The sequence below is a fragment of the Prevotella brunnea genome (assembly GCF_008016795.1).
Taxonomy (GTDB): domain Bacteria; phylum Bacteroidota; class Bacteroidia; order Bacteroidales; family Bacteroidaceae; genus Prevotella; species Prevotella brunnea.
This window is the reverse complement of the sequence record NZ_SDIK01000055.1, coordinates 1-22,657: the sequence shown is the minus strand read 5'-3', so window position 1 is coordinate 22,657 and position 22,657 is coordinate 1. Positions and strand designations below refer to the sequence as shown.

Below are 22,657 nucleotides of genomic sequence, written 5' to 3'. Positions count from 1 at the left end.
CACCGGTAGCGGCATATATGTCTTGTCATCACAAAACCCTACGTATCTCACGGTATGAGCTACGCTTCTCGTTTCATACATTGATTGAAGACCAAATAACGCGACAATATGAACAGATTTTCATGGATTGAACTTTGCGTGTTGCTATTTCTCGCAGCTTGCGGCGACAATATAGATTTCGAATACAGCGATTATCACTGCAATCTCACCATTGACAATTCCACACACTTGGATGCCACACTCGCAAGTGCCATGAATGTGGGTTCTCCGGGCGTGTTCACAGTCATCAAACCCATGTTTAAGAATGGGGCAAACTATTTTAATTTTACCAATAATCATGGACTTTCATCAGAGAAACGGTTCAATGCCATCGACTTAAGGTTAGAGAGTCATCACCATGTAGGCATGAAACAAGGACTCATTGTTGGTTTCGGAAATTTAGAACAGCCGGCAAAGTTCTACGCTTACGACCTGCAATGCCCCAATTGTTTCCATCTCAAAACTTTTCCCATGCGCAGTTACGAGCTTACGCTGAACGAAGCCGGAACAGCTTTTTGCAAAACGTGTCGCAGAAGTTACAACATGAACACAGGAGGGAATATTGTTTCGGGCGACAAGGGAAAGTCCTTGGTGAAATATCGCGCCAACACCACCGGTCCGAACGGACTATTGCGCGTCTATTAGGGCTAACCCTGAATTGGTAGCAGAAAGGAATGTGATAAAAAAATTGCAATAATTTTGTCATATTCGATAAATTGCCTTATCTTTGCAAGCGGTTTGCCGCAATGGTGGAATTGGTAGACACGAGGGACTTAAAATCCCTTGGCCAGAAATGGCTGTGCGGGTTCGAGTCCCGCTCGCGGCACTTGCAAGTTCCAAGATAAGTTTGGAAACACTTCTTAAACCTTATTCACATGAAACGAATAGTTTTTTTTATTACATTCTTATTGCTATTGGTTTCTTGTGGTACTCGCAGTGGGCACTTCAAGATGGAAGGTCGCTTGTTGCACATCAATCAAGGAGAACTTTATGTGTATAGTCCCGATGGGGCTATCGACGGAATGGACACCATCAAGATACAGGGTGGACGATTTACGTATGAGATACCATGTCGATATGCGGCGACACTTGTGCTCATCTTTCCCAACTTTTCCACGCAACCCGTCTTCACCGAATCGGGAAAAGCCGTGGAAATGAAAGCCGATGCCTCACACCTGAAGGAGATGGAGATAAAGGGAACGGAAGCTAACGACCTGATGACACAATTCCGAAAACAAGTTTCGTCAGCTTCCCCGCCCGAGGAACAAAAGGCGGCAATACGCTTTGTGAAAGACCATCCCGAATCACCCGTCAGCGTATATCTCACCGAGAAATATCTCCTACAAAGCGAAGGAGCCGATTTCAAACAGGCAGCGCAACTTGTGAACCTCATGGCGAAGAAACAACTCAAGAACGGAACGCTCGCACGACTCAAAAACCAGTTGTCCGGATTGAAGAATGCCACAATCGGAAGTCAGCTGCCAAAGTTTTCAGCAAAAGACTTGAATGGAAAACTTCTCACAAACGCCGACCTGAAAGGCAAGACCATCATCTTCAACGCGTGGGCTACGTGGGATTATGAGAGCATGGAAACACAACGCCTCTTGGAGGAATTCTCTCAAAAAGGACAAGCAACCGTCATTGGCATCTGTGTGGACGCATCGCCCAATCAAGCTCGCGACGCGTTGAAACGCGACAACATAACTTTCCGGAACATTTGCGACGGACGAATGATGGAGGGAAAATTGTTCAAGACGTTAGGTCTGAATACCCTTCCCGATAATATCGTTGTCAGGAACGGCAGGATAACCGAACGAGGCGTGAATGCCAATACACTCAGACAACGGCTGACCAACCTTAATATATAATGCTTGTAAAAACCTATTGCGCGGCAGTGAACGGAATGGAGGTAACAACCGTTACCGTTGAGGTAAGCATCACGCGTGGCGTGCTCTATCACTTATCTGGATTGGGCGATACCGCCGTGAAAGAAAGCCACGACCGCATTGCTGCTGCCTTGCTGAACATAGGCTATAAATTCCCCGTTGCCGACATCACCGCCAATCTCTCGCCTGCCGATTTACGCAAAGAAGGCTCAAGCTTTGACCTTCCGTTGGCTGTTGCCGTGCTTGCCGCCAACGAGAAAATGCACACCGATCGACTTGAGGAGTACATGCTCGTGGGCGAGTTAAGCCTCGACGGAAGCCTGCGCCCCGTAAAAGGAGCTTTACCCATTGCCATCAAAGCGCGTGCTGACAAGTTTAAGGGACTCATTGTGCCAAAAGCCAACGAGCACGAGGCTGCCGTAGTGGACTCGTTGGAAGTGTATGGCATGAATAACCTATCGGAAGTCATCGCGTTTCTCAATGGCAGCTACGATGCCACACCATGCGTGGTGGACACCCGAAAAGAATTTTATGAACATCAGTCCACCAACGACTTGGATTTTGCCGACGTTCGCGGACAAGAGAACGTGAAGCGAGCTTTGGAGGTGGCTGCCGCCGGCTCACACAACGTCATTATGGTGGGTCCGCCGGGAAGCGGAAAGAGCATGATGGCAAAACGATTGCCCTCCATTCTGCCACCCCTGTCGCTCACGGAGAGTTTGGAAACCACCCAAATTCATTCCATTGCCGGAAAACTGAAAAGAGACTCCGGATTGATAACGCAACGCCCCTTTCGCAGTCCTCACCACACAATATCCGAAGTAGCCCTCGTGGGAGGCGGAATGACACCCATGCCGGGCGAAATCACACTTGCACACAACGGCGTGTTGTTCACCGACGAGTTACCGGAGTTCAACAAACACACGTTAGAGGTGCTTCGACAACCTTTGGAAGACCGCTCCATCACCATCTCGCGAGCCAAATACACCGTTACTTATCCCTGCAGCTTCATGTTCGTGGCAAGCATGAACCCCTGTCCGTGTGGATACTACGGAGACCCCACGCACCATTGCGTCTGTACGCCGGGACAAATCCAACGCTATCTCTCCAAAATCTCCGGACCCTTACTCGACAGGATAGACCTCCAGATAGAACTAAGTGCCCTGCCGTTCGCAGATATCAGCAAAGCCGCACCGGGCGAATCGAGCACGTCCATTCGCCAACGCGTCATGAAAGCACGCGCCATCCAAACCGAACGCTTCAAGTCTTATCCCAAAGTTCATTGCAACGCACAGATGACCGAACGCATGATACATCAGTTTGCCGAACCTGACGAACAGTCGATAGCACTACTTCGTTCCGCCATGGAGCGTCTCAAGCTCTCCGCCCGCGCCTACAACCGCATCTTAAAAGTGGCACGCACCATTGCCGACCTTGAAGACTCGGCTGTCGTACAGGCTTCGCACATTGCCGAAGCAATAGGCTATCGCAGTTTGGATCGGGGCGATTGGGCGGAACGCGAGCTCTAATCTCCGCTCTTGTTCCATTAATTACGGTTCACAGACAACGGGGGCTGTTATTTCCGATTTTTGTTTTATTGTAAAGATTATTCACAAACGTCGCGCAAAAGCTTAGCTTTTGTAACACAAAAGCTAAGCAAACGCACCACAAAAGCTCACCTTTTACGCTGCAAAAGCTAAGCTTTTGCAACCCAATTCTTATCAGGTTGAAAATCAGAAGATTACAAATCCGTTTATATTCTCGTTTTTGTCATTCTTTTTCATCTTAAATTCTCGAATTAAAAGCGGACTTCTTTTTCCCGAAAAACAACGTCATGCTTCCTTTCCCGATTTTATTTTTCTGCATATTTTTAAGACTTTTATGTTATAAAGAAACAAAATCTAAAATCTCATCGTAGCAACGCAAAATAATGTAAGTTGCTTATACTTAAACGATTCCGAAGTAAACGCACTCCACACGATACCCCCAAAAGTCATTTTTTTTGTTTTTCTCAAAATATTTCTTGATATTTTTTTGGTTAATTTGTACCAAATTATTATTTTTGTAGCGACATTTACGAGTAAAAAGAATTAGATTTATAGCATAACTAACAAATAATAAGGTAAAAAAGCAGAAACGTCTGCCATTAAAAGACCAACTTTGGGAATCCCAACGAAGCGGGTTCGTCAGCGCACCGGTTGGAAATCAACTCAAAAGGTAACAAAACTATTCATGGAAAAACAGATGCGCTGTTGTTTTTTCCGTGGATGACTCAAATCAAATCTCATAATGAAAAAAACTAACTTATCTTTTTCAAGAGTTTGGTTGCCATTGGTGGCAGCTTTGGTTTTAGGGAGTTGTTCGAATTACGATGAAGAGTGGGAGAAAGACGACCCCGCCCCCGACAACTCTTTCTCGTTCAGTAATTACAAACTTGGTGAGGGAATGGTGCGCTCAGGCGTAACTTCTCCCAATCTTCCCAATGTTCCGGGAGGCGAATCCAGTACGTACGACTTCGAAAACGGCATACCGGGGATTAAGATTACCCGCACCACCTATCATCAGTCGGGCACGGCTTACAACGAGTTCATGATTTTCAACCCTGCCTCCACCTCCATCTATCCCGGTCATGTGTTCGTGGGAGGTAGTGTTACCAGCGGCGAGTACACTCCCGTGAAGGGACAGAAAATCGTTCCCATCACCATTTCCAACACACTTGTACCGCTCGCTGCCGGTACGTTGCAGTCGCGTCCGCTGGTTGATGTGTCGTGGAGCTCTTATCAGGACATTTTGAAGGATTGGCTTTCTTATGGTGCGCAAGATGCGGGTGCCATGACAGAGTATGAATATCATCAGGTAACACTCGACAAGTCGGGGTCCGTTCATCTTTCAGGCTCGATAGGTTCAACCGCAAAGCTCACTTGGGATTTGAGCAACTCATGGCAGCGCAACAAAACCCATGTGCTGCTGAAGTTCATCCAAAAAGTATATAGCGTCTCCATGGATATGCCGGAGGGCTGTATCCTCGCTAATGCGCCCGAAGTGGCAAAAAACTTTAAGGGAACCGTTCCCGTTTATGTCAGCGACGTTTATTACGGACGTATCGCTTACATGCTTGTTTCCAGCAATTACAGCTATGACGAGGTAACAGCGGCACTCGGTTTGCTTCTCCCTGACTGGGCTAACCTCAATGTTTCCTTGCAAACACAGTATAAGAAAGTGCTTGACGAGTCAGCATTGCACCTGCTCTGCATCGGCGGAAAAACCGAGCAGCACGGTCGATTGGCAGACGGTGGTTGGGAAGGTTTCCGCAAGAGTCTCGCCGAACCAATGCCTATTTCCACGGCATGCCCCATCTCTTACACCTTGCGCTATGTGGATGACAATTCCGTAGCTCAAGTGCTTACCACTGACCGTTTCCCGATTATATCTTCCGTATTCGTTCCCGAATGTAATCAGATATCGTTCCGCATCACACCTACTGCTCTGGAGGCTGCCGCAGGAGCAAAACCCGACCTCTGCGTTTGGGGAAATGCCACAATGAAACTGCCTAACGGTCAGAAAGTAACATTGTTCAACACACCATTCTCTGATTATTACAAGATGAATGGTCCGAATATTTATACGCAGATAGATGCTCCTTCCACCACCATCACTTTGGACAGAAACGGCATGGATATGGAGACATTCCTAAATCAACAAGTAGAGATTACCGCATCGCTCGGCAATACCGTCGCGGCAGGTACGACAAAAGGCGACGACCTCGGTACGGAGACAGTTACCAAGTCGCTTAAAGACCTTATTTTCGCGGCCAAAGACTATCAGTTTGGAATACAGACCCGACGCAAGATAGCAACCGATTTCCATGGTTCCATCGTCTTTGACATCAGTTACGCCACGAAATAGCTTCACGCTATTCGAAGAAGTAATCTGAACGCAAGAACTTTCACTATTTCGAGAAGCGGAGTTAGCGCGACTCCGCTTCCGATTCAACCTTATTCTTCTTAATGATAAAACTCAAAACGATGAAAAAATTAACTAATCTTTTCTATGTGGTCGTTCTCAGCTGCTTATTTATTCTTGCCGGCTGTCAGACCGATGACATTCAGCCTGCCAACACGAGTAATGAAAGTAACTTCGTCCCGGCAAACGAAGCATTGGAAATAGCAGGCGAGTTCCTAACCAAGAACAGCGATGTGGCAAAGGTAAAGACCAGAGCCGGCGGTTTGCCCGAACTCAAAATCGTATATACCGATGCAATTTCCGGTACTCGTTCGGATGCCAATCAGCAACCTACTTATTACGTAATCAACTATGGCGATGAGGGATATGTACTCGTTTCCGCATCGAAAGGAACTTATCCCGTGTTGGGTTATTCCACCGAAGGCAAGTTCGATCCTGACAAAATACCTTCCAACATGAAAGACCTGTTGAACGGATATGCCAAGGAAATACGCTTTGCCAACGCACACGTGAAAATCGACAATCAAATAAAGCAGATGCGCAGCTCTGCCATCGCGGGCACTTACAGCGTCATGAACGCACAAACTGCCGTCCGCCCTTTACTGGCTGATATCCATTGGAATCAGGCTCCTTATTATAACGCCTATTGTCCGTACAATTGTCCGGTGGGATGTGTGGCTACGGCAACTTCACAAATCATGCGTTTCTATGAATATCCATCACGTGGTACGGGCTATCACTCCTATAATTCAAGCTATGGAACATTGTCGTTTAATTACAACTATGACTTAAATTGGAACAATATGCCAAAGTCCGTTCTCCGCGGTCCGAACGATGACGTGGCAAGTTTCTGCTATGGTGTAGCAGTAGGTCTGAACATGGGCTTCTCTCCTTCGGGTAGCGGAACCTATCAGCAGCAAGTGCCCGCCATGCTAAAGGAATATTACTCTTATCCGGCAGCCGTTACAAGTCTGGAACGCTCCGATTATTCCACCACACAGTGGGAAAGCATCGTCCGCAACGAACTTGACAATGGCAGACCCGTACAATATGCCGGTAGTGGTAATGGTGGCGGACACTCTTTTGTGTGCGATGGCTACAGCTCCAATGGGTATTTCCACATCAATTGGGGATGGGGCGGCTATTCCGATGGGTATTTCCTGCTCAATGCGCTTGACCCAAGCGGATTGGGTATCGGCGGTGGTTCGGGAGGCTTCAACTATTGGCAGACCATTGTCGTGAACTTCGCACCTCCGGGATACAATGGTGGTGATGACGGTGAAGACCCAACACCCGATCCCAAACCGGCGGATGATTATGCTCCATCTTTCTCCGATTATTTTAACTCGACCTACATCTATTATGTAAGCATCGGAAACATGGAAAACTATAGCAACGCTTCATCCTATACCTTCTTTAAGGACAAGAAGACAGAGCTTGAGGCAGGCGGAAGCTATTACATAACCTTAATGCCACGCTTCTCCAACGGGACATATCCCATGTATTGGTGTGTTTGGGTGGACTTCAACGGCAACAAGATATTCGAGGATAACGAGCGAGTGTTGGCTCAATACATGAATTCCGCAAACTATTTCTATCGTATGTTTAAGGTTCCGGCTAATGCCGTCAAAGGTGAGACACGCGTTCGCGTAAGTGCGAAGTGGGGCAGCTATCCCAAACCGGACGAGCACTTTACCTATGGTGAGGTGGAAGACTACACGGCAGTCATCACACAGCCGTCATCGCCGGCACCGAAGCCTGACCCTGACCCCGATCCGAAGCCGAATCCTGACCCGAAACCGGATCCGAAACCGGATCCGACACCAAATCCCGGAAACTATTGCTCTATAGCCGCAGCCAACTACTCGGCAGCCTACATCAGTCAGGTGAGTCTTAGCACCATGACCAAGACCTCGGGGGCATCTCCCTATAGCAATTTCACATCGAATATTGCTTACAGCAGTCCGGGATATTCTTTCCAATACACGCTCAAACCGGGCTTCAGCGGTTCCAATTCAAGAAGGATGTACTGGCGAGTTTATGTGGATTTCAACAACGACGGCATTTTCTCTGCATCGGAGAAGAAAGTGGAACGCTACTCTTACTTTGCATTCTCCGGATACATTCTCGTACCTGCAAACACCCCCAAAGGCAACTATCGCATTCGTGTCATAGCCAGTCCCGATGGATATCAAGACCCATGCGGAAACTTTGCTAACGGAGAAGTGGAAGATTATACGCTACAGGTGAGATAAATCATAGCCAATTAAGGTAATGCCTCAGAAGGATTACCGCTTTGCGATAAGCACACAGCAACTGAGTTTTGGTTGGCTGTGTGCTTTTGGCCTTTTCGCAACTCCGTTTCCATTGCAAAATTGTGAATTGGATGGGCCGTTCATGCTTTGCCGTTTATCTTTTCCATGCCCATCCCGACTTCTATCAGCAAGTGTTTTATCCCATCGTTAGGCAATTGTTCATGACTGCCTCTGGGTTCCAATTGCTTTTTCATACGGTCGTCCTTGTCACGGTCTTATATCTCATGCCCATCCTCATCGACCAGCTCAGGATTCGCATGTGGGGTTTATTCTCCCGCTTATTCTTGGGTAAATAAACGAAATTTGCTATCTTTGCTCTCACGAAATCCGAACAATTAATGATTGCCTATGAAACCATGGTTTGTAGTTTTTGTTTTCATGATTCTCTTGTCCTCCGCTGTTCTATCAAGTATTGATAGGTATAATTATACCGAACAGACGATTATCAATGACATGAATCAGGCATTGGAACAAACATTGTCTGCTAAGCGAGAGGCATGGATTACGCCCGACACCATCAACGATTACAGGCGAAACCTGAAGATTGATGCATTGCGGGCCGAGTCATTCCTTTCCTATGCGCAGCCGAACGCTCCGAAAGCGCTGTGCAGCAAAAGGATAAAATGGAGGGGAAAGGACAGGGAAGTAGCTTTTCAGAGCTACGCTACCTGTTCTTTTGCTACCGTCTGGGGATTGTCTGACCAACGTATTCCCTACCTTTTGATATGCCTCTCCTCCTTGTGGCTGCTTGTTTCTCTCAAGATTGTCAGACGTAAGAAAGCAGGGATGACAGTGTTCGGCGAATTGGTCTATTCACAATCATCGGCACAGTTCTATGACTCGCACGATAATCCCATACCATTGACGCCTTTGCAGTCGGAGTTGATGCGGTTGTTCCTGTCCAACGACCAGCATACGGTGTCAAAAAAGGAAATCTGCGATCGTTTATGGCCCAAGAAACCCGATGCCAGTGACACCCTTTACACACTCATCAGGCGAATAAGGCCTGTGATTGAAGAGCGGGGCAAGGTGAAAATAGTCAACGAAAGAGGAAAAGAATACCGGTTAGAGAAGATGGATTAAAAGCGTATTTGTAACCATCTGATATTCAGACGCATAACCTTTAACTTCCAAAAGGTCACCTTTTACCCTTCGATAGATGACCTTTTACATTGCGATAGGTGACCTTTTGCGGTGCGAAAGCTAAGCCTTTTGAATTTCACAGTGAAATTATCGCTCCGACAAAGGCTGTTCGTCACGGCTGTGCGATGTGGAATCATCCCCAATTGTTCATTCCACTGCGATTTCTCTATTCGCTGATAAGCAAATCGTTTCCTAACCGATTTCATTCGTTTGCCAGCATTTTCTCTGTCGTTCCCTTTCGCCTTAGTCTGCCATGTCTTCAATAGAACGGCAAGCAAGCTGATCGGTAATCAAACAAAAACACTACATACTCTTACGAACCGATTTTGAAAAATGAGCGAAAAAGTCTGAAGTAAGGTCCCGACTGGACATTGTCAGACAGTTGTCAGACAGTTTTCGGGCAACTTTTGAAGTTCTTCGGCTATCTTTGCCGCAACTAATCAAAATGTCAAAGATGAAGAAAAGTATTATTTTAGTATTGATGTTTGTTGCGGTGACAGGCGCAAGAGCTCAGGACGAGCGCACGACGGCAGCGGATAGTCTGGTCGGTGATGTGGCGGAAAAGGTCGTTGAACTGGGCGAGGTTACCGTTGAGCATGCGAGAGTTGTCGAAAAGGCAGACGGAAAGCTCATTATCCCTTCGTTGTCGCAACGCAACTCCACCACCAATGGCTACGACCTGCTTTCAAAACTGAATCTACCGAGAATAAGAGTAGATGAGGTTATGCGAACCGTCACTGCGTTGGGGAATGAGGGAGCTGTGCAAATAAGGATTAATGGCATCGTAGCCACCAAGGAAGACCTGATTGGGCTATCTCCGAAACTTGTGAAAAACATCGATTTCATCGACAATCCAGGTGTTAGATATGGGAAAGAGACGGGTGTTGTCATCGATATCCGGACTTATCGGCATGATAGTGGAGGGGTGGTTGGTGCAGACCTTTCCAACAGTTTCACGGCTTGGAATGGCAATAACTCTGTTTTTGCGAGGGTTAATCATGGAAAATCGGAATGGGGGATCAACTACAACCTTACCTATTGTGATTTCAAGGGTGCGAAACTGACAGAAATCGCCAATTATCTGTTGAATGACGGTTCTGTCTATCATATAGAAAGAGCGACCTTAGCCTCGCGGAATAGAACATTCGACCACACATTGCAATTGAAATACAGTCTTGCCGACTCTACGAGCTATGTCTTTCAAGTATCGTTGTCGGCCAATCTCAACAAAATACCTAATGACGACGAAAGGCAAAGCATTGTGGACGGACTCCAAAAAATGATGGCCACCCGACGGAACAGTTCAAACAGCAACTCGCCGGTTCTGGATCTGTACTTCTATCACAGGCTGGGTGAACATCAGAGCTTGACGACGAATGTCGTCGGGACAGGAATCACGACCGAGAATGACAGCTATCAGGATGAGGGAGTACCCTACTCCTACAACGTGGATGGGCGGACATGGTCGCTTCACTCCGAGGCGATCTATGAAAACAGGCTTAAACCGTTCACAATTACCATGGGGCTCGCACATGGCATCAAATACACGAGGAATGAATACAAGGGCGACGTGCAGTCGTTGAATCAAATGCACAACCATGATCTTTATCTTTTCAGCGAGGTAAAAGGAATGAGCGGCAAGTTGTCGTACGTTGCTGGGCTTGGCGTTACGAATCAACGGTACAGACAATCGGCCGACAAATTCAATTATTGGCTTTTCCGTCCCAAACTTACGCTCAGCTACCACTTGGCAGCCCCTTTGAGCCTGCGATACTCTTTTGAGATCTACGAGCACGTTTCCAAAATTGCCATGATCAGCAATACGATGATTCGCGAGAATAGCAGAGAGTGGCGGGTGGGCAATCCCAACATCGAACCGAACAAAGTGGTGGAGCAAACCTTGTCGTTGAGCTACAATAAGCCCCGGTTTACCAACACATTCGACATCGCTTATCGAAATAACAGTCATCCCAACATGTCTAAATATATCCGGACTGCCGATAACCAGTTCCATTATCTCCAAGCTAACCAAAAGCGGATAGAGATGTTCTACCTTCAGAATGCGATGAGCTGCGACATCATTCCCGACAAACTGACTTGCACTTTGACAGGGGGCGTTTTCCGGTTCCTGAATAAAGGTGATGAATACAAGCACTATCTTACGAGCGCTTTCGTCTCTGGCAGTTTGAATGCCTATCTGGGGCGGTGGGTTATCAGTGCTTATGCCGACAATGGATGGAAGTTTGTGGAGGGAGAGACACAGGCCCACCACGGCAGTTATGTGTTTTTGAAGGGTGCTTACAGAGTGGGAAACCTGATTTTGTCGCTTTATTGGCAAAATCCGCTCATCTCCCATCCGCGATTGGAAGAGAGTGCGATACTCAATCGATTCGTTTCTAAAAAACAGTTGTTCAGGGGAAACGACAACGGTAATCTCTTAAATCTCAGTGTTTCGTGGAAATTCGAATACGGACGCAGATACCGCGACGTACAAAAGAAGCTCGGACACAGAGATACGCAGACTGGAATCATGTAGAAAGTTGAGGCTCTGCGGACCGTTTCTCTGCCGACAAGTCGAAATCTTCCAGCCAATCATTCCGCATAGGTGGGGGAGTTAGCGTGCAACTGGCGCTTTCGGGTTGTTGTTACACGCTTTCAGCCTTCCGTTGACAAATAAAACTCCCTTGAATATCTTGCAATTCAGGGGAGTTACAGTAAGACTGTGTTAGCTTTTGACCTATCAGATGGTGATGCTTACGCCACCATACCACGTTGCTCCATATACCGGAGCATACATGAATGCTGCGTCGTCGCCATGCTTTTCGTCTTGAACGTAGCTGAAGATATTCTTGCCTCCAACGTAGAAATTGAACGAACCGACGCGCTTTGCCACACGGCAGTTGAAGAGCATGAAAGTGTTTGTCTTCTTGATTTTTGATTTTTCAGGTGCATCTTCAGAGTTATAGTCTATAAACATCTTGCCTTGGAGCGAGCCAGTGAGCGAGAACGACCATGTGCCCGGTGTGTAATCTAAATCAATATCGGCAGTCATGGCTGGGAAACGGGAGATGTTCTTGCTGTCCTTGGCATACTTCAGACGGTCGGGATTGGCCTTAACTTCCTCGCTTTGTGGGTCAGACCATTCGGGACGCTCATGTTTGAACTTGCCTTGGTTGAAGGTCCAGCTCATGCCAGCAGAGAAATCCTTGAAGAGAGTTGCCTTGGCGCTGAGTTCTATACCTTGAACGAAGGCGTCATCAACGTTCTCCCATTGATAGGTGTAGCCCAATCTCTTCACTTCTTCACTGGCAGGAGCGAACTGTATCTTGTCTTTCAAGTCTGTTCGGAAAACGTTCAGGCTCAATTGGTAATTTTTACCATAGTAATCAGCCGACAGATTGTAGCTGACAGAGTGCTCACCGTTCAGACTGGATGACTTCCAGACACGTGGAGAGCCAGAACAGAGGTGCAGATCCTCAGAGAATCCGTAAGGAGCGCGGAAGCCTGTGCCGAAGTTTGCACGCAAAACCAATGATGGGTTCACCTCGTATTTGATGGCTAATCTTGGATTGAAGCTTGTCTTATCGAACTTAGTCTTTGGGAAAGTTCCATCGAAGACTGTCTTGCTTGATGTGTATTCCTCGCCCGAATGGTGGGTGTCGAGGCGTAGTCCAGGAACAACCGTCAGGTTAGGCAGGATGTTCCATTCGTCTTGGATGAACACTCCCACTTCGTTGGCATGCTTTTTACCGATTGATGTGTAAGCCTCGCCATAATAAGTGCTTGTGTTGTCGTCTATGCAATAGAGCCCTGTCTCGTTCAGTTTTGTGAAATAGCCCTGTACTCCAGCAAGCAATGTGTGATTGCCGATGATGCTTGTGAATGTCGCAGATGGCGTAAAGGTGTTCTCTTTGGCAATATAGGGACGCATGTCCTCAACATTGGGGCTTGCTCCGTCGTGCGATGCCTGATAGCTACCGAGGAATGTGTCGTTGGTAGCGTTGCGTTTGTGGTGAACATAGGCAGCTGCGAGGTTGAATTCGGAGTGCGCTCCGATGGGCAATGTATAGGCCAAGTCGGCTGTAAGACGGTTGGTCTTGATGTTTTCCGTGCCTGCCGAAAACGGGTTCAGGTAGAGGTCGTTGGTCATTGTGCCACCGTATCGCTGCTCGTCGAGCGCCTTTCCACGAATGATGAGTTTGTCGTTCTTCGTGAATGGGTTAAAAATGTAGAGGCTGCGTCCGACGTTATTCATCAAACTATATACTCGGTCGGAAATGCCATCTTTATGTTTCACCTCTTTGCGGACGAGACCTTCGCTGGTCTGATCAACCGCATCCATCTGCGTTCGCTGAGCCGTTACCATCAGACCGATGTTCTTGAAGCGCATCGAACCTGTTCCTTTGTAGTTCTTGTAGCCCCAGTTTCCAAACTGTGCATCAGCGTTGATGTAAGGTTCGAAGGTCGGTTCCTTGGAGATAATGTTGATGGCACCCGCAACGGCGCTGCTTCCGTACAGTGCCGAGCCAGCGCCTTTCACTACTTCCATGCGATCAATATCGTTCGTTCCTATCTGTTGCAGTCCATAAACCCCTGCAAGACCTGAATAAACAGGCTGTCCGTCGAGCAGAACCTGTGTGTGCTCGGCACCCAGTCCCTGCATTCGCACCATGGAGAAATTGCAAAACTGGCATTGTTGTTCCACTCTGATGCCCGGAACTCCCTCCAAAGCCTCAAAAAGATTTTGCGCGTTCCTGCGTTTCAGGGCATTCGAGGTGAGCACTTCCGTCCGAATGGGCACATCTTTTATGAAATGCGATGTGCGTGTGCCTGTTACAACCACTTGACTCAATTCCAAAGCGTCTTTGTCCAATTGGAAATACACTTCCGTTCCCTTTCCGCTCTGCGCAGTAATCTCGATTTCTTGTTCTTGATACCCATCAAGATTGGCAACGACAATCAGTCTGCCTATGGGCAAATCCGCCATCTTGAAATGCCCGAAGCGTCGCATTTCGTTTGCAGATTGGTTCCTTTCACGCTAATGGTGGCGTAAGGCAGATGCACTTTGGTTTCCTTTGCTTTCACGTCGCCGAACAGCATGGCATCCGTCTTCTGAGCCATCGAATTCATGGCGCACAATGCTGCGGCAAATAAGATTAGTATTTTCTTCATTATTCTAAATTTAGTTCGGTGCAAAGGTATCTACTTACGCGTTACTCCACAATAGTCATTATCGGGTAAAAAAAAAGTTTCGGAAAGGTATGGAGTAACGATTGAAGATGAATAAAAATACTTAATTTTCGGTAAATTCCTTGCTCTGACGGCGCGATATATCATACAGGTTAATCGTATAATGGTTTTCCATCATAATTTTCCTCTATAAAGTCTGAAATAAATTTCTGCCAAAATAACTAAAACAGCCGTTTTTCAGGACAATTTCACATGACAGATTCATACAGATTCCTTTCCGAATTTGCATAAATCATAATGAAACTTTCCTTTTCGAGCTTAGTGTTCACACCGAGTTCCATAGTCGTCCATGTCGTTGGTTAGCTTGCCCGGCTTACGCACGTTCTCGTTATCAAGGTCGCAGATGCGCCGGTCGTACTGCCACAACTGCTGTATGCGCTCCGGTGGAACAAAGCTCACGCGAACCAGCTCCTTGAACATACACTCGTGCTTTTCATCCCCACCCCCCATACGTGATATTTGAGCATCAAATCACGTATTTAGAACTAAGAATTTATGTTGGTCTTGACACTTTTTATCGTCAAAAAGAAATGCGATTCGGGAATTTATTTCCCATTTTTTATTCCCACCGGCTTATATATCGCGATTTTTATGTAAATTTGCAGTTTAATACAAGTGGTATCAACAGACTTCCCGATGAAGAAGATGCTCAACAATATTGCCTACGGATTGGCTTACGGCTTCTGGTTTCTGATGTCGTTGCTGCCATTCCGCATCCTCTATCTCATCTCCGATTTCCTTTATTTGATTGTAGCGCGAGTGATGAAATACCGATACGAAATTATATGGAAAAATCTCCGTGAGAGTTTTCCGGAAAAAAGCGATATGGAGATTCGGAAAATCCAGCGCGAATTCTATCGATGGTTCTGCGATTATGTGGTGGAAACCGTCAAACTCATGACCATGTCGCGGAAAACACTGCAAAAACGCATGAAGTTTACGGGCATGGAGCAGTGCATCAAGGTGTTCCAAGAGGGTGGCTCTTGTGCCGTCTATCTCGGTCATTATTGTAATTGGGAATGGATTTCCACACTTCCCATTTGGCTTTCCACCGAAGTGAAGTGTTGCCAGCTCTATCATCCATTGGAAAACAAATGCTTCGACCGGTTGTTCAAGGTCGTTCGCGAACGTCAGAAAGCCGTCTGCATTCCCATGCAAGAGTCATTAAGAAAGATCTTGGGATTCAAACGCGATGGAAACCCCATGGCAGTGGGCTACATTGCCGACCAAGCTCCATTGTGGTGGAACATCCATCATTGGGTAGATTTTCTACATCACGACACCCCCGTGCTCACAGGGACGGAGCGAATAGTGAAGCATGCTGACCAAGCATGTTTTTATGGCTGGCTCACCCGACCAAAAAGGGGCTATTACGTTTGCGAGATGAAGCTGATAACGCTCACCCCGAGCGAAGAGAATGAGTTCGCCATTACCGATGCTTATTTCCGATTGCTGGAGGAGAACATAAAGTATGCCCCCGCCTTTTATTTATGGAGTCATAACCGCTGGAAACGCACCCGTGAGGAATTTGAGCGTGATTGGGAAGTAGTGGACGGAAAAGTGCTGAGGAAACGAAACGATTAATCTTTTGAGAAAAATATGAAAATAACGGCAGTAGTAGTAACATACAACCGATTGGAATTGCTTAAGAAAGGCATTGACAGTCTGAGAGGGCAGCAGCGGCTCACCAACATCCTTGTGATCAATAATGGGAGTACTGACGGAACCGACAAATGGCTTGCCGAACAGACCGACTTGGACGTCATAAACCAAGAGAACGTGGGTGGTTCGGGTGGTTTTTACACAGGTATAAAAACGGCTTACGAAAGAGGTGCCGACTGGATTTGGTGTATGGACGATGATGTTTTCCCACGCGAAGATTGCTTGGAAAAGTTGCTTCGGCAAGTAGAGGCTGACGAAGCTGCCGGAGGAAATCGCCGATTGGGCATCTTGAGCCCACGAAGACTCATGGAGGGAGCCGTTTTCACGCATGAGTTTCGCAAATTCGATTTCTCCAACCCTATCGGAAGCATGCATGGGAAAAAGCTGACTGGAACAGAAACGGAAGTTACGGAGATAGTTGGTTGCGATTTTGAAGGTCCATTCATTCGTCGCGAAGTGGTGGAAGCCATCGGTTTGCCCAACAAGGATTTATTCATTTTCTGCGATGATACCGATTATTGTTTGCGTGCGCATCTCGCCGGTTTCAAGTTGCTTTATGTCCCAGACGCCTTGATGGATAAACACAAGTTTTTCTCAAACGACTCGTGGGCAGAAAGGAATAAAAAGAAGAAGTGGAAGCGTTATTATCAAGTGCGCAACGAAGCTTACATGAATCATCATTATGGAAAAAACGTGGGTGTTCGTTATCTTAGAAGTTGGTTGGGAGGCATGGGATATGTCATTCCGGCGTTGCTGACAATGCCTTTCTCCAAAGCTTGGGAACCCAAAGACCTCATGATGCTACATCGCGCTTATTATGACGGAATAGCCGAAAAACTCGGAAAAAGATAACCACAGCGTATGCAGAAGCTTGTAAAAGTAGTGATCCCAATTTATCGGTCCGCGCTGAAGAATTATGAGCGGGCGGCTTTGGACAACAACCTAAGGTTGCTGAAAGATTTCCCGATAACATTCTTAAAACCTGAAGGTGTGGATATGAGAGCGTTGAAGGAAGCATATCCTCAGGTGAGCATGACAAATGTAAGCGATGAGTGGCTGGGCACAAAGCGAGGCATACAAGGATATAACGAAATGATGATGTCGGAGAAGTTTTACGACCTCTTTTCCGATTACGAATACATCTTTATTTGCCATATCGACGCATGGTTGTTTCGCGATGAATTGGAGATGTGGTGTCAAAAGGGCTACGACCACGTGGCGGCTCCGTGGCCCATGCGACCGCGTTACGGACGTTTCCCCCTGAAACAATATCTGCGACTGAAGTTATGGCTGAAACCAAAACGCAAAATCATCCATTGTCAAATGTTCGGACGAATAGGAAATGGAGGGCTGTCGCTCCGAAGAGTGAAGGTCTTTCGTCAGGCGTGCATTGATTTTACAGAAACCATAGCCTATTATAACAGTCAGTCGGGCGCGCTGTACAACGAAGATTTATTCTGGGCTTTAGAGCCGAAATTGCACCTTCCCTCAGTGGAAGAGGCGTTGAAATTCTCGTTCGACTTAAAACCGGAGTTGTCGTATGCGCTGAATCATCACGAATTGCCCATGGCTTGCCATGGATTTAACAAACCTGTGCGCATTAAATTTTGGAGGCAGTTCATCCCCGGACTATGAAAAAAAATAAAACAAGATAAGAATGAAGATAGTACACATCAGTATGGCAGACTTTAATGGTGCCGGACTTTGTGCTTATCGCATTTGTAAAGCGCAGAGAGCTTTGGGAATGGATAGCCGAATGGTGGTGTTAAAGAAAAAACATAAGGATGATTTTATTGAAACTTGTGGAGAAATGACTTATTTCCTACATAGCGTTCTGCGCAAGATAAAGAAATTATCGGGTATTCACGACGACCTAAATGCCTGTAGGGAATTGGGAAAGATACACAATGCCGTCTATACACTTCCTATTTCGCCAATCGATTTGACAAAAGTAAAAACCATTCGGGAAGCTGACATCATTCATCTGCATTGGGTGGGAGGTTTCTTGGATTACCGAACGTTCTTTGAAGCTTTCAAACGGAAAGTCATCGTAGTAACCATGCACGATGAAAACCTGTTGTACGGATTGGCAAACATAGAGAAGCAATGGTTGCCGGACAACCCTTTGGAACAAAAATATTATCGGTTGAAATACAAAGAGATACAAAAGGTAGATAGATTCGGAGCTGTGTTTCTCTCAAGGATGGGCTTCCGTCTTTACGGAGAGCACGAAATGCTGGCAAAAGCCAAGAAAAGAATTATCTATAACATGGTGGATAACGCTAAGTTTCGACCTTTCCCCAAGTCGGAAGCACGCAGGCGTTTGGGATTGAGCGAGAACGATAAGCTGTTCGCTTTCTGCGCTTGTAACATAAATGAGCGGAGAAAAGGTCTTGCCGAACTTTCTGAGGCGTTGCTGCACATAAACCCGGATTATAAAGTTCTCGCAATAGGAAAGAACAGGGGGGAGATAAAATGGGCAAACGTTAAGGAGCTTGGCAGAATCTCCGAACCGGAGGAAATGTCCCGGGTATTCTCTGCAGCCGACTACTTTTGCATGCCCAGTTTTAAGGAGAACTTTGCACAGGCACCACTTGAGGCTATGGCGTGCGGATTGCCGGTGATTGCCTTTCCATGCAGTGGAATGGAAGAGTTGATAACTGAAGAAAATGGGGTGAGATGTGATGATTTCACGGTAGAAGCGTTGGAAAATGGAATCCGAAAAGCAATGACAACGCAATATGATGGGACGGCGATACGCAAAGACATGATGGAGCGTTTCTCGCCCGAAAAGATAGCCGGCGAATACATCAACTTCTATGAAGAAATAATAAAAGAAAAGGCATGAGCATACTCCCGCGTAAGTTTTACTACACGTTGCATAGTGGCAAAAACTCAAAACTCGCTTATTACATCAATTCATACATCGCCATTAATCTGCCGCATGCTTATCTCTCGTTTTTATACCACAAGGAAATGAGCGCATTAGAGAGAAGAAGCGACCGGGAATACATCATGGGGCGAGTGAACTATTATAATCGGTTATCACCCGATGTGCCATTCGATAAAGAGCGGTTTCTTAACGAGTCCGTGCAACTGAAAGACCAACCTATCACCGGACAGAAGGTTTATTATCTTGACTCCTATCGCTATGCTCGCTATTTCCCAGCTTCGTTGCGCTGGAGGCTGCTGCCCGGCGATATTGTTCATGTGCCGGAAGTGCCCAGTATCACGAAAAGTCGCCCCATATCGGAAGCGAATTTCAACTCGGTGGTGATGAAACTCGACCGTGTGCGCCATTTCTTGTTCGTGAAAGACAGGAAGAAGTTTTCCGATAAAAAAGACAAAGCCATTTTTCGGGGACTTATCGGGCAAGATGGAGGTACGGACTTGAAGCGCAACCGTTATGAGTTCGTGCAACAATATTTCGGACATCCCATGTGCGATGTTGGCGTAATAGACCCACAATATCCGAAATGGAACAAGGGAAAGCTTACCATAAAAGAGCATCTTGACTATAAATTCATCATGGCTTTGGAAGGGAATGATGTGGCAAGCAACCTGAAATGGGTGATGTCGTCGAACTCCATTGCCGTCATGCCTCGTCCGACGTGTGAGACATGGTTCATGGAGGGAACGCTGAAGCCTGATTACCACTACATTGAGATTAAGCCCGACTTCTCCGATCTTGAGGAACGGCTCAATCATTACATCACCCATCCGGATGAAGCCGAAGCCATCATCGCTCATGCTCACGATTTTGTGGCACAATTCCTCGACAAACGGCGCGAAAGGCTGATCTCTTTATTGGTTTTAAGGAAGTATTTTGATTTCACCAACGCTACTTGCGCGAACTTGTAGATTTATTCTTATATACCTTTTGTCCGCAATAGCGTATCCTAAGCGCGTGGAAATGCGGATTGATAACACTTCGTTCCGGTTTGAATTCCAAGGTTTTGATTTTCATGATATCAAGGAGTGTGTGTATCATGTCATCGGTCATAAAAGGTCGATGGGCAGCTTTTTCTATCCGTTGGGTCAGTGCGGGATAAGCCACGCGGAACTTTTTCGAGGTATATATCATCATTGGAATTTCCACCATGCGTCTGTTGATGCCCAAATCGCTGTGTCCGGCAATCTTCTTATTGATTTCTTGTACGTCTTCTCCGTGGTCTGAGGCATAGACAACTATCGCGTTTTTGTTTTCAAATCGTTGAATGATGGCATTCATGATGCTGTCGTTATATCGAACTGCGGTATCATATTCCGCACGAGTTTGCCTTATCTCCTTGTTTTCTCCCGTTTCGTCTTTTGCGTCAAAGGATTTGAATGTTTCCGGATAGCGATGTCGGTAGTGTTGATGAGTTCCCAAAAGGTGCACCACGATGAAATTCTTTTTACCGCATTTCTTCAGGCATTTGTCCAGCAGTGGCAACACCGCCTCATCGTAAGGCGCGTCTATTGTTACACTACCGGAACTTCTGTAACGGGTGAATTCCTTGTCGTCGCATCGTTCGGCATAGACGCGCCCATTGTTACCATATATCCCGGAATACTCTTGGTTGGATATCCAAACCGTGTGGTAACCTGCTTCGTTTACGATACTGAACAAATCGGTATATTGAAACCAATTTCCTTTTGCTCCTTGCCTGTAGAACGTGAACAATTTGCCCAAAACTTCCATTGTGTGTGCGTTGGGACTGATGACATCGGTGAATTTAATGAGTTCGCCTTTTCTTTCGCGTTCCGACATGTAAGGTGTGGTGTTGAGTCGGTAGTCGTATATGCTCAGGTGATGGCGCGACGTGGATTCGCCCAAGATATATACCACGTATGGGATGGAGCTTTCGTCATACAATATTCGCGGGCGTGTGTTCCCACTTCTTATCATACGCTCAAAATGTTGCAGGTTTCGATAGCCGTCATATAGTTGCATGCTCGTTCGCAATACCGAGCAACACTCATAAGTAAGGCTTTTCAGAGTTTTATCTTTATGTTTGAAAACATCTTTCACGATATTCGCCATCGTGAACAACGAGGCAAACATGATACAAACGCTAATGACAGATATGGTATAGCGCAATTTCTTGAGTCGGTAAATTTGTAATATGACGATGTATAATAAGCCTGCTCCGACCAACACTGCTAAGATAATCCATTGGTTCATAAGGTTTGCCTTGGCGTAATCCCACATCTCGTCAGGTGTGGTGGCAATTAATATTTCCATGATGGCTTGGTCGGGGAATCCATCATAGAAGTAAGCGAAATAAAGGTCTGTGATGAGAAGAAACACGGAAGCTCCAACGAGAATCCTTCTTACGATACTGCGCAAGCCCAGCCACGGTATCAGCTCGGTGAGTGCCGTAACACACGATATTGTAAAGCAGATATAGAGGAAGTAATGAATAGCCCTTCCAATGGAATGGAAAAGAGTAAGTCCTGTCAGGTTCAGCAATAGCATGGTCAAGACAAAGACAAAGTTTCGATCAACGAAGTGTTTTGTTTTCTCAAATATATTTTTCAGTTTCATGTTTCTTGTAAAAACTCATTGATGCACGGAGAACTCTCCTCCTCCATAGTGCAGTAACCTTGCCTGAAGCGGTAGAAAGCAGATTTCCATTAATCGTAATCATGTGTCCAAGATATAACTTATAGTGGCTGAAGTTGCTACCGCTTGCCCTTGTGTAGGATAATTTGCGTATTATCTTGATTAGGGCGTGCAAAGGTAATGTATTTGAAAAGAGTTTCCAAATATATTCAGATATTTTTTAAATAGGTGTTCAAACAAAATAAAGTCTGCTCTCCTTCAGAGCGGATTGCAGTAATATCTTTATTGCCGATATCTCTTTCATAAAGTACTCTTGAAAGATGCTTTTCTGTTTCTTGTAATTTTGTTCGAGCTTTGACACGTTCAATCTTCGGTAATCTTTGTTCTGTCAGCCCGGCTTTTCGTGTTCGTATGGCAAAATAGGTTTGTGCAAAAGCTATTTGTTCCTTACGTGGAGCTCCATTTTCTGCAATGAGATAACAGACATATCGGGTTAATAACATGTCGTTGTGTCTTATACGGATTTAGCTTGTCACAATTCTGACTATAAAAAAAGTAAGAAATTATGACAAAACGTAAAACCCCGCGCGAATTTTCGTATTCGTTCAAGCTGCAAGTGTTAATTGATTATTATTCTAGCGGTTCTTCTCAAGCGTCCATATTGCGTAAGTGGAATGTGTCTAGTGGTTCAATGTTCCAATGGCTGAAACGTTGGCCCGTTGATTCAAAATCGTTATCTTTGCCCTCGGAAGTAATCGAGAGGTATCGTATGGCTCATAAAGAAACGAATTTGACAGACAATGAGATATTGCGCCAGAAGATAGTGAACCTCCAACACGCATTGTCTTTGG

General features: G+C 46.1%; 16 protein-coding genes, 1 tRNA gene and 1 pseudogene. 14 read left to right on the top strand and 4 right to left on the bottom strand.

Annotated features, from left to right (window positions below; all coding sequences use genetic code 11):
- The first annotated feature begins 108 nt into the window (after positions 1-108).
- The 8 genes from ETF27_RS07470 to ETF27_RS07435 all read left to right on the top strand — a co-directional run bounded on the left by ETF27_RS07470 (position 109) and on the right by ETF27_RS07435 (position 11,882).
- Positions 109-684 carry a hypothetical protein gene (locus ETF27_RS07470; RefSeq protein WP_147785650.1) on the top strand — a complete coding sequence of 192 codons (576 nt, stop codon included), beginning with the start codon at positions 109-111 and terminating at the stop codon, positions 682-684.
- Positions 685-779: 95 nt separating this feature from the next.
- A tRNA-Leu gene (locus tag ETF27_RS07465) sits at positions 780-865 on the top strand.
- Between the two features lie 49 nt (positions 866-914).
- The gene (locus ETF27_RS07460; RefSeq protein WP_193557208.1) at positions 915-1,907 is read left to right on the top strand and encodes a TlpA disulfide reductase family protein; all 993 of its coding nucleotides are present in this window, start codon (positions 915-917) and stop codon (positions 1,905-1,907) included.
- Positions 1,907-3,454, top strand: coding sequence for a YifB family Mg chelatase-like AAA ATPase (locus tag ETF27_RS07455; protein ID WP_147785648.1), 1,548 nt, complete (start codon positions 1,907-1,909; stop codon positions 3,452-3,454). The genes ETF27_RS07460 and ETF27_RS07455 overlap by 1 nt, the downstream gene beginning before the upstream one ends.
- Before the next feature lie 760 nt (positions 3,455-4,214).
- Positions 4,215-5,831, top strand: a complete 1,617-nt coding sequence (locus tag ETF27_RS07450) for a thiol-activated cytolysin family protein (protein WP_130830564.1) — start codon at positions 4,215-4,217, stop codon at positions 5,829-5,831.
- Between the two features lie 119 nt (positions 5,832-5,950).
- On the top strand, positions 5,951-8,143 hold the full coding sequence (locus ETF27_RS07445) for a C10 family peptidase (RefSeq protein WP_130830565.1): 2,193 nt from the start codon (positions 5,951-5,953) through the stop codon (positions 8,141-8,143).
- Between the two features lie 408 nt (positions 8,144-8,551).
- Complete coding sequence (locus ETF27_RS07440) at positions 8,552-9,286, top strand: helix-turn-helix domain-containing protein (RefSeq protein ID WP_130830566.1); 735 nt, start codon at positions 8,552-8,554, stop codon at positions 9,284-9,286.
- A gap of 514 nt (positions 9,287-9,800) precedes the next feature.
- Entirely contained in the window at positions 9,801-11,882 is a 2,082-nt protein-coding gene (locus tag ETF27_RS07435) for a TonB-dependent receptor (RefSeq protein WP_130830567.1), read from the top strand.
- Positions 11,883-12,086: 204 nt separating this feature from the next.
- On the opposite strand, the pseudogene ETF27_RS07430 reads toward ETF27_RS07435, so the two are convergent.
- A pseudogene (locus ETF27_RS07430) lies at positions 12,087-14,518 on the bottom strand (TonB-dependent receptor).
- Between the two features lie 336 nt (positions 14,519-14,854).
- Positions 14,855-15,016 carry a hypothetical protein gene (locus ETF27_RS07425; RefSeq protein ID WP_240048152.1) on the bottom strand — a complete coding sequence of 54 codons (162 nt, stop codon included), beginning with the start codon at positions 15,014-15,016 and terminating at the stop codon, positions 14,855-14,857.
- 216 nt (positions 15,017-15,232) lie between these two features.
- Between ETF27_RS07425 and ETF27_RS07420 the strand changes: the two genes are divergently transcribed.
- From ETF27_RS07420 to ETF27_RS07400, 5 genes are read left to right on the top strand one after another with little or no spacing between them, the layout of a single operon-like run.
- A complete protein-coding gene (locus tag ETF27_RS07420) occupies positions 15,233-16,180 on the top strand; it encodes a lysophospholipid acyltransferase family protein (protein ID WP_130830667.1) in 948 nt (315 codons plus the stop codon).
- 15 nt (positions 16,181-16,195) lie between these two features.
- Positions 16,196-17,110, top strand: coding sequence for a glycosyltransferase family 2 protein (locus ETF27_RS07415; RefSeq protein WP_130830568.1), 915 nt, complete (start codon positions 16,196-16,198; stop codon positions 17,108-17,110).
- A gap of 9 nt (positions 17,111-17,119) precedes the next feature.
- Positions 17,120-17,893: a DUF5672 family protein gene (locus tag ETF27_RS07410; protein WP_130830569.1), complete on the top strand. Its 774-nt coding sequence runs from the start codon at positions 17,120-17,122 to the stop codon at positions 17,891-17,893.
- Between the two features lie 22 nt (positions 17,894-17,915).
- A complete protein-coding gene (locus tag ETF27_RS07405; protein ID WP_130830570.1) occupies positions 17,916-19,106 on the top strand; it encodes a glycosyltransferase in 1,191 nt (396 codons plus the stop codon).
- A complete protein-coding gene (locus tag ETF27_RS07400) occupies positions 19,103-20,119 on the top strand; it encodes a glycosyl transferase family 90 (RefSeq protein ID WP_130830571.1) in 1,017 nt (338 codons plus the stop codon). The genes ETF27_RS07405 and ETF27_RS07400 overlap by 4 nt, the downstream gene beginning before the upstream one ends.
- On the opposite strand, the gene ETF27_RS07395 is transcribed toward ETF27_RS07400, so the two are convergent.
- Together ETF27_RS07395 and ETF27_RS07390 are read right to left on the bottom strand one after the other, a co-directional pair.
- Positions 20,100-21,788: a phosphoethanolamine transferase gene (locus tag ETF27_RS07395; protein WP_130830572.1), complete on the bottom strand. Its 1,689-nt coding sequence runs from the start codon at positions 21,786-21,788 to the stop codon at positions 20,100-20,102. The two genes, ETF27_RS07400 and ETF27_RS07395, sit on opposite strands and share 20 nt — an antisense overlap.
- 227 nt (positions 21,789-22,015) lie before the next feature.
- Positions 22,016-22,309, bottom strand: coding sequence for a hypothetical protein (locus ETF27_RS07390; protein WP_130830573.1), 294 nt, complete (start codon positions 22,307-22,309; stop codon positions 22,016-22,018).
- Between the two features lie 62 nt (positions 22,310-22,371).
- Between ETF27_RS07390 and ETF27_RS07385 the strand changes: the two genes are divergently transcribed.
- On the top strand, positions 22,372-22,657 hold a 286-nt coding region (locus ETF27_RS07385; protein ID WP_147785646.1), incomplete at its 3' end, for a hypothetical protein.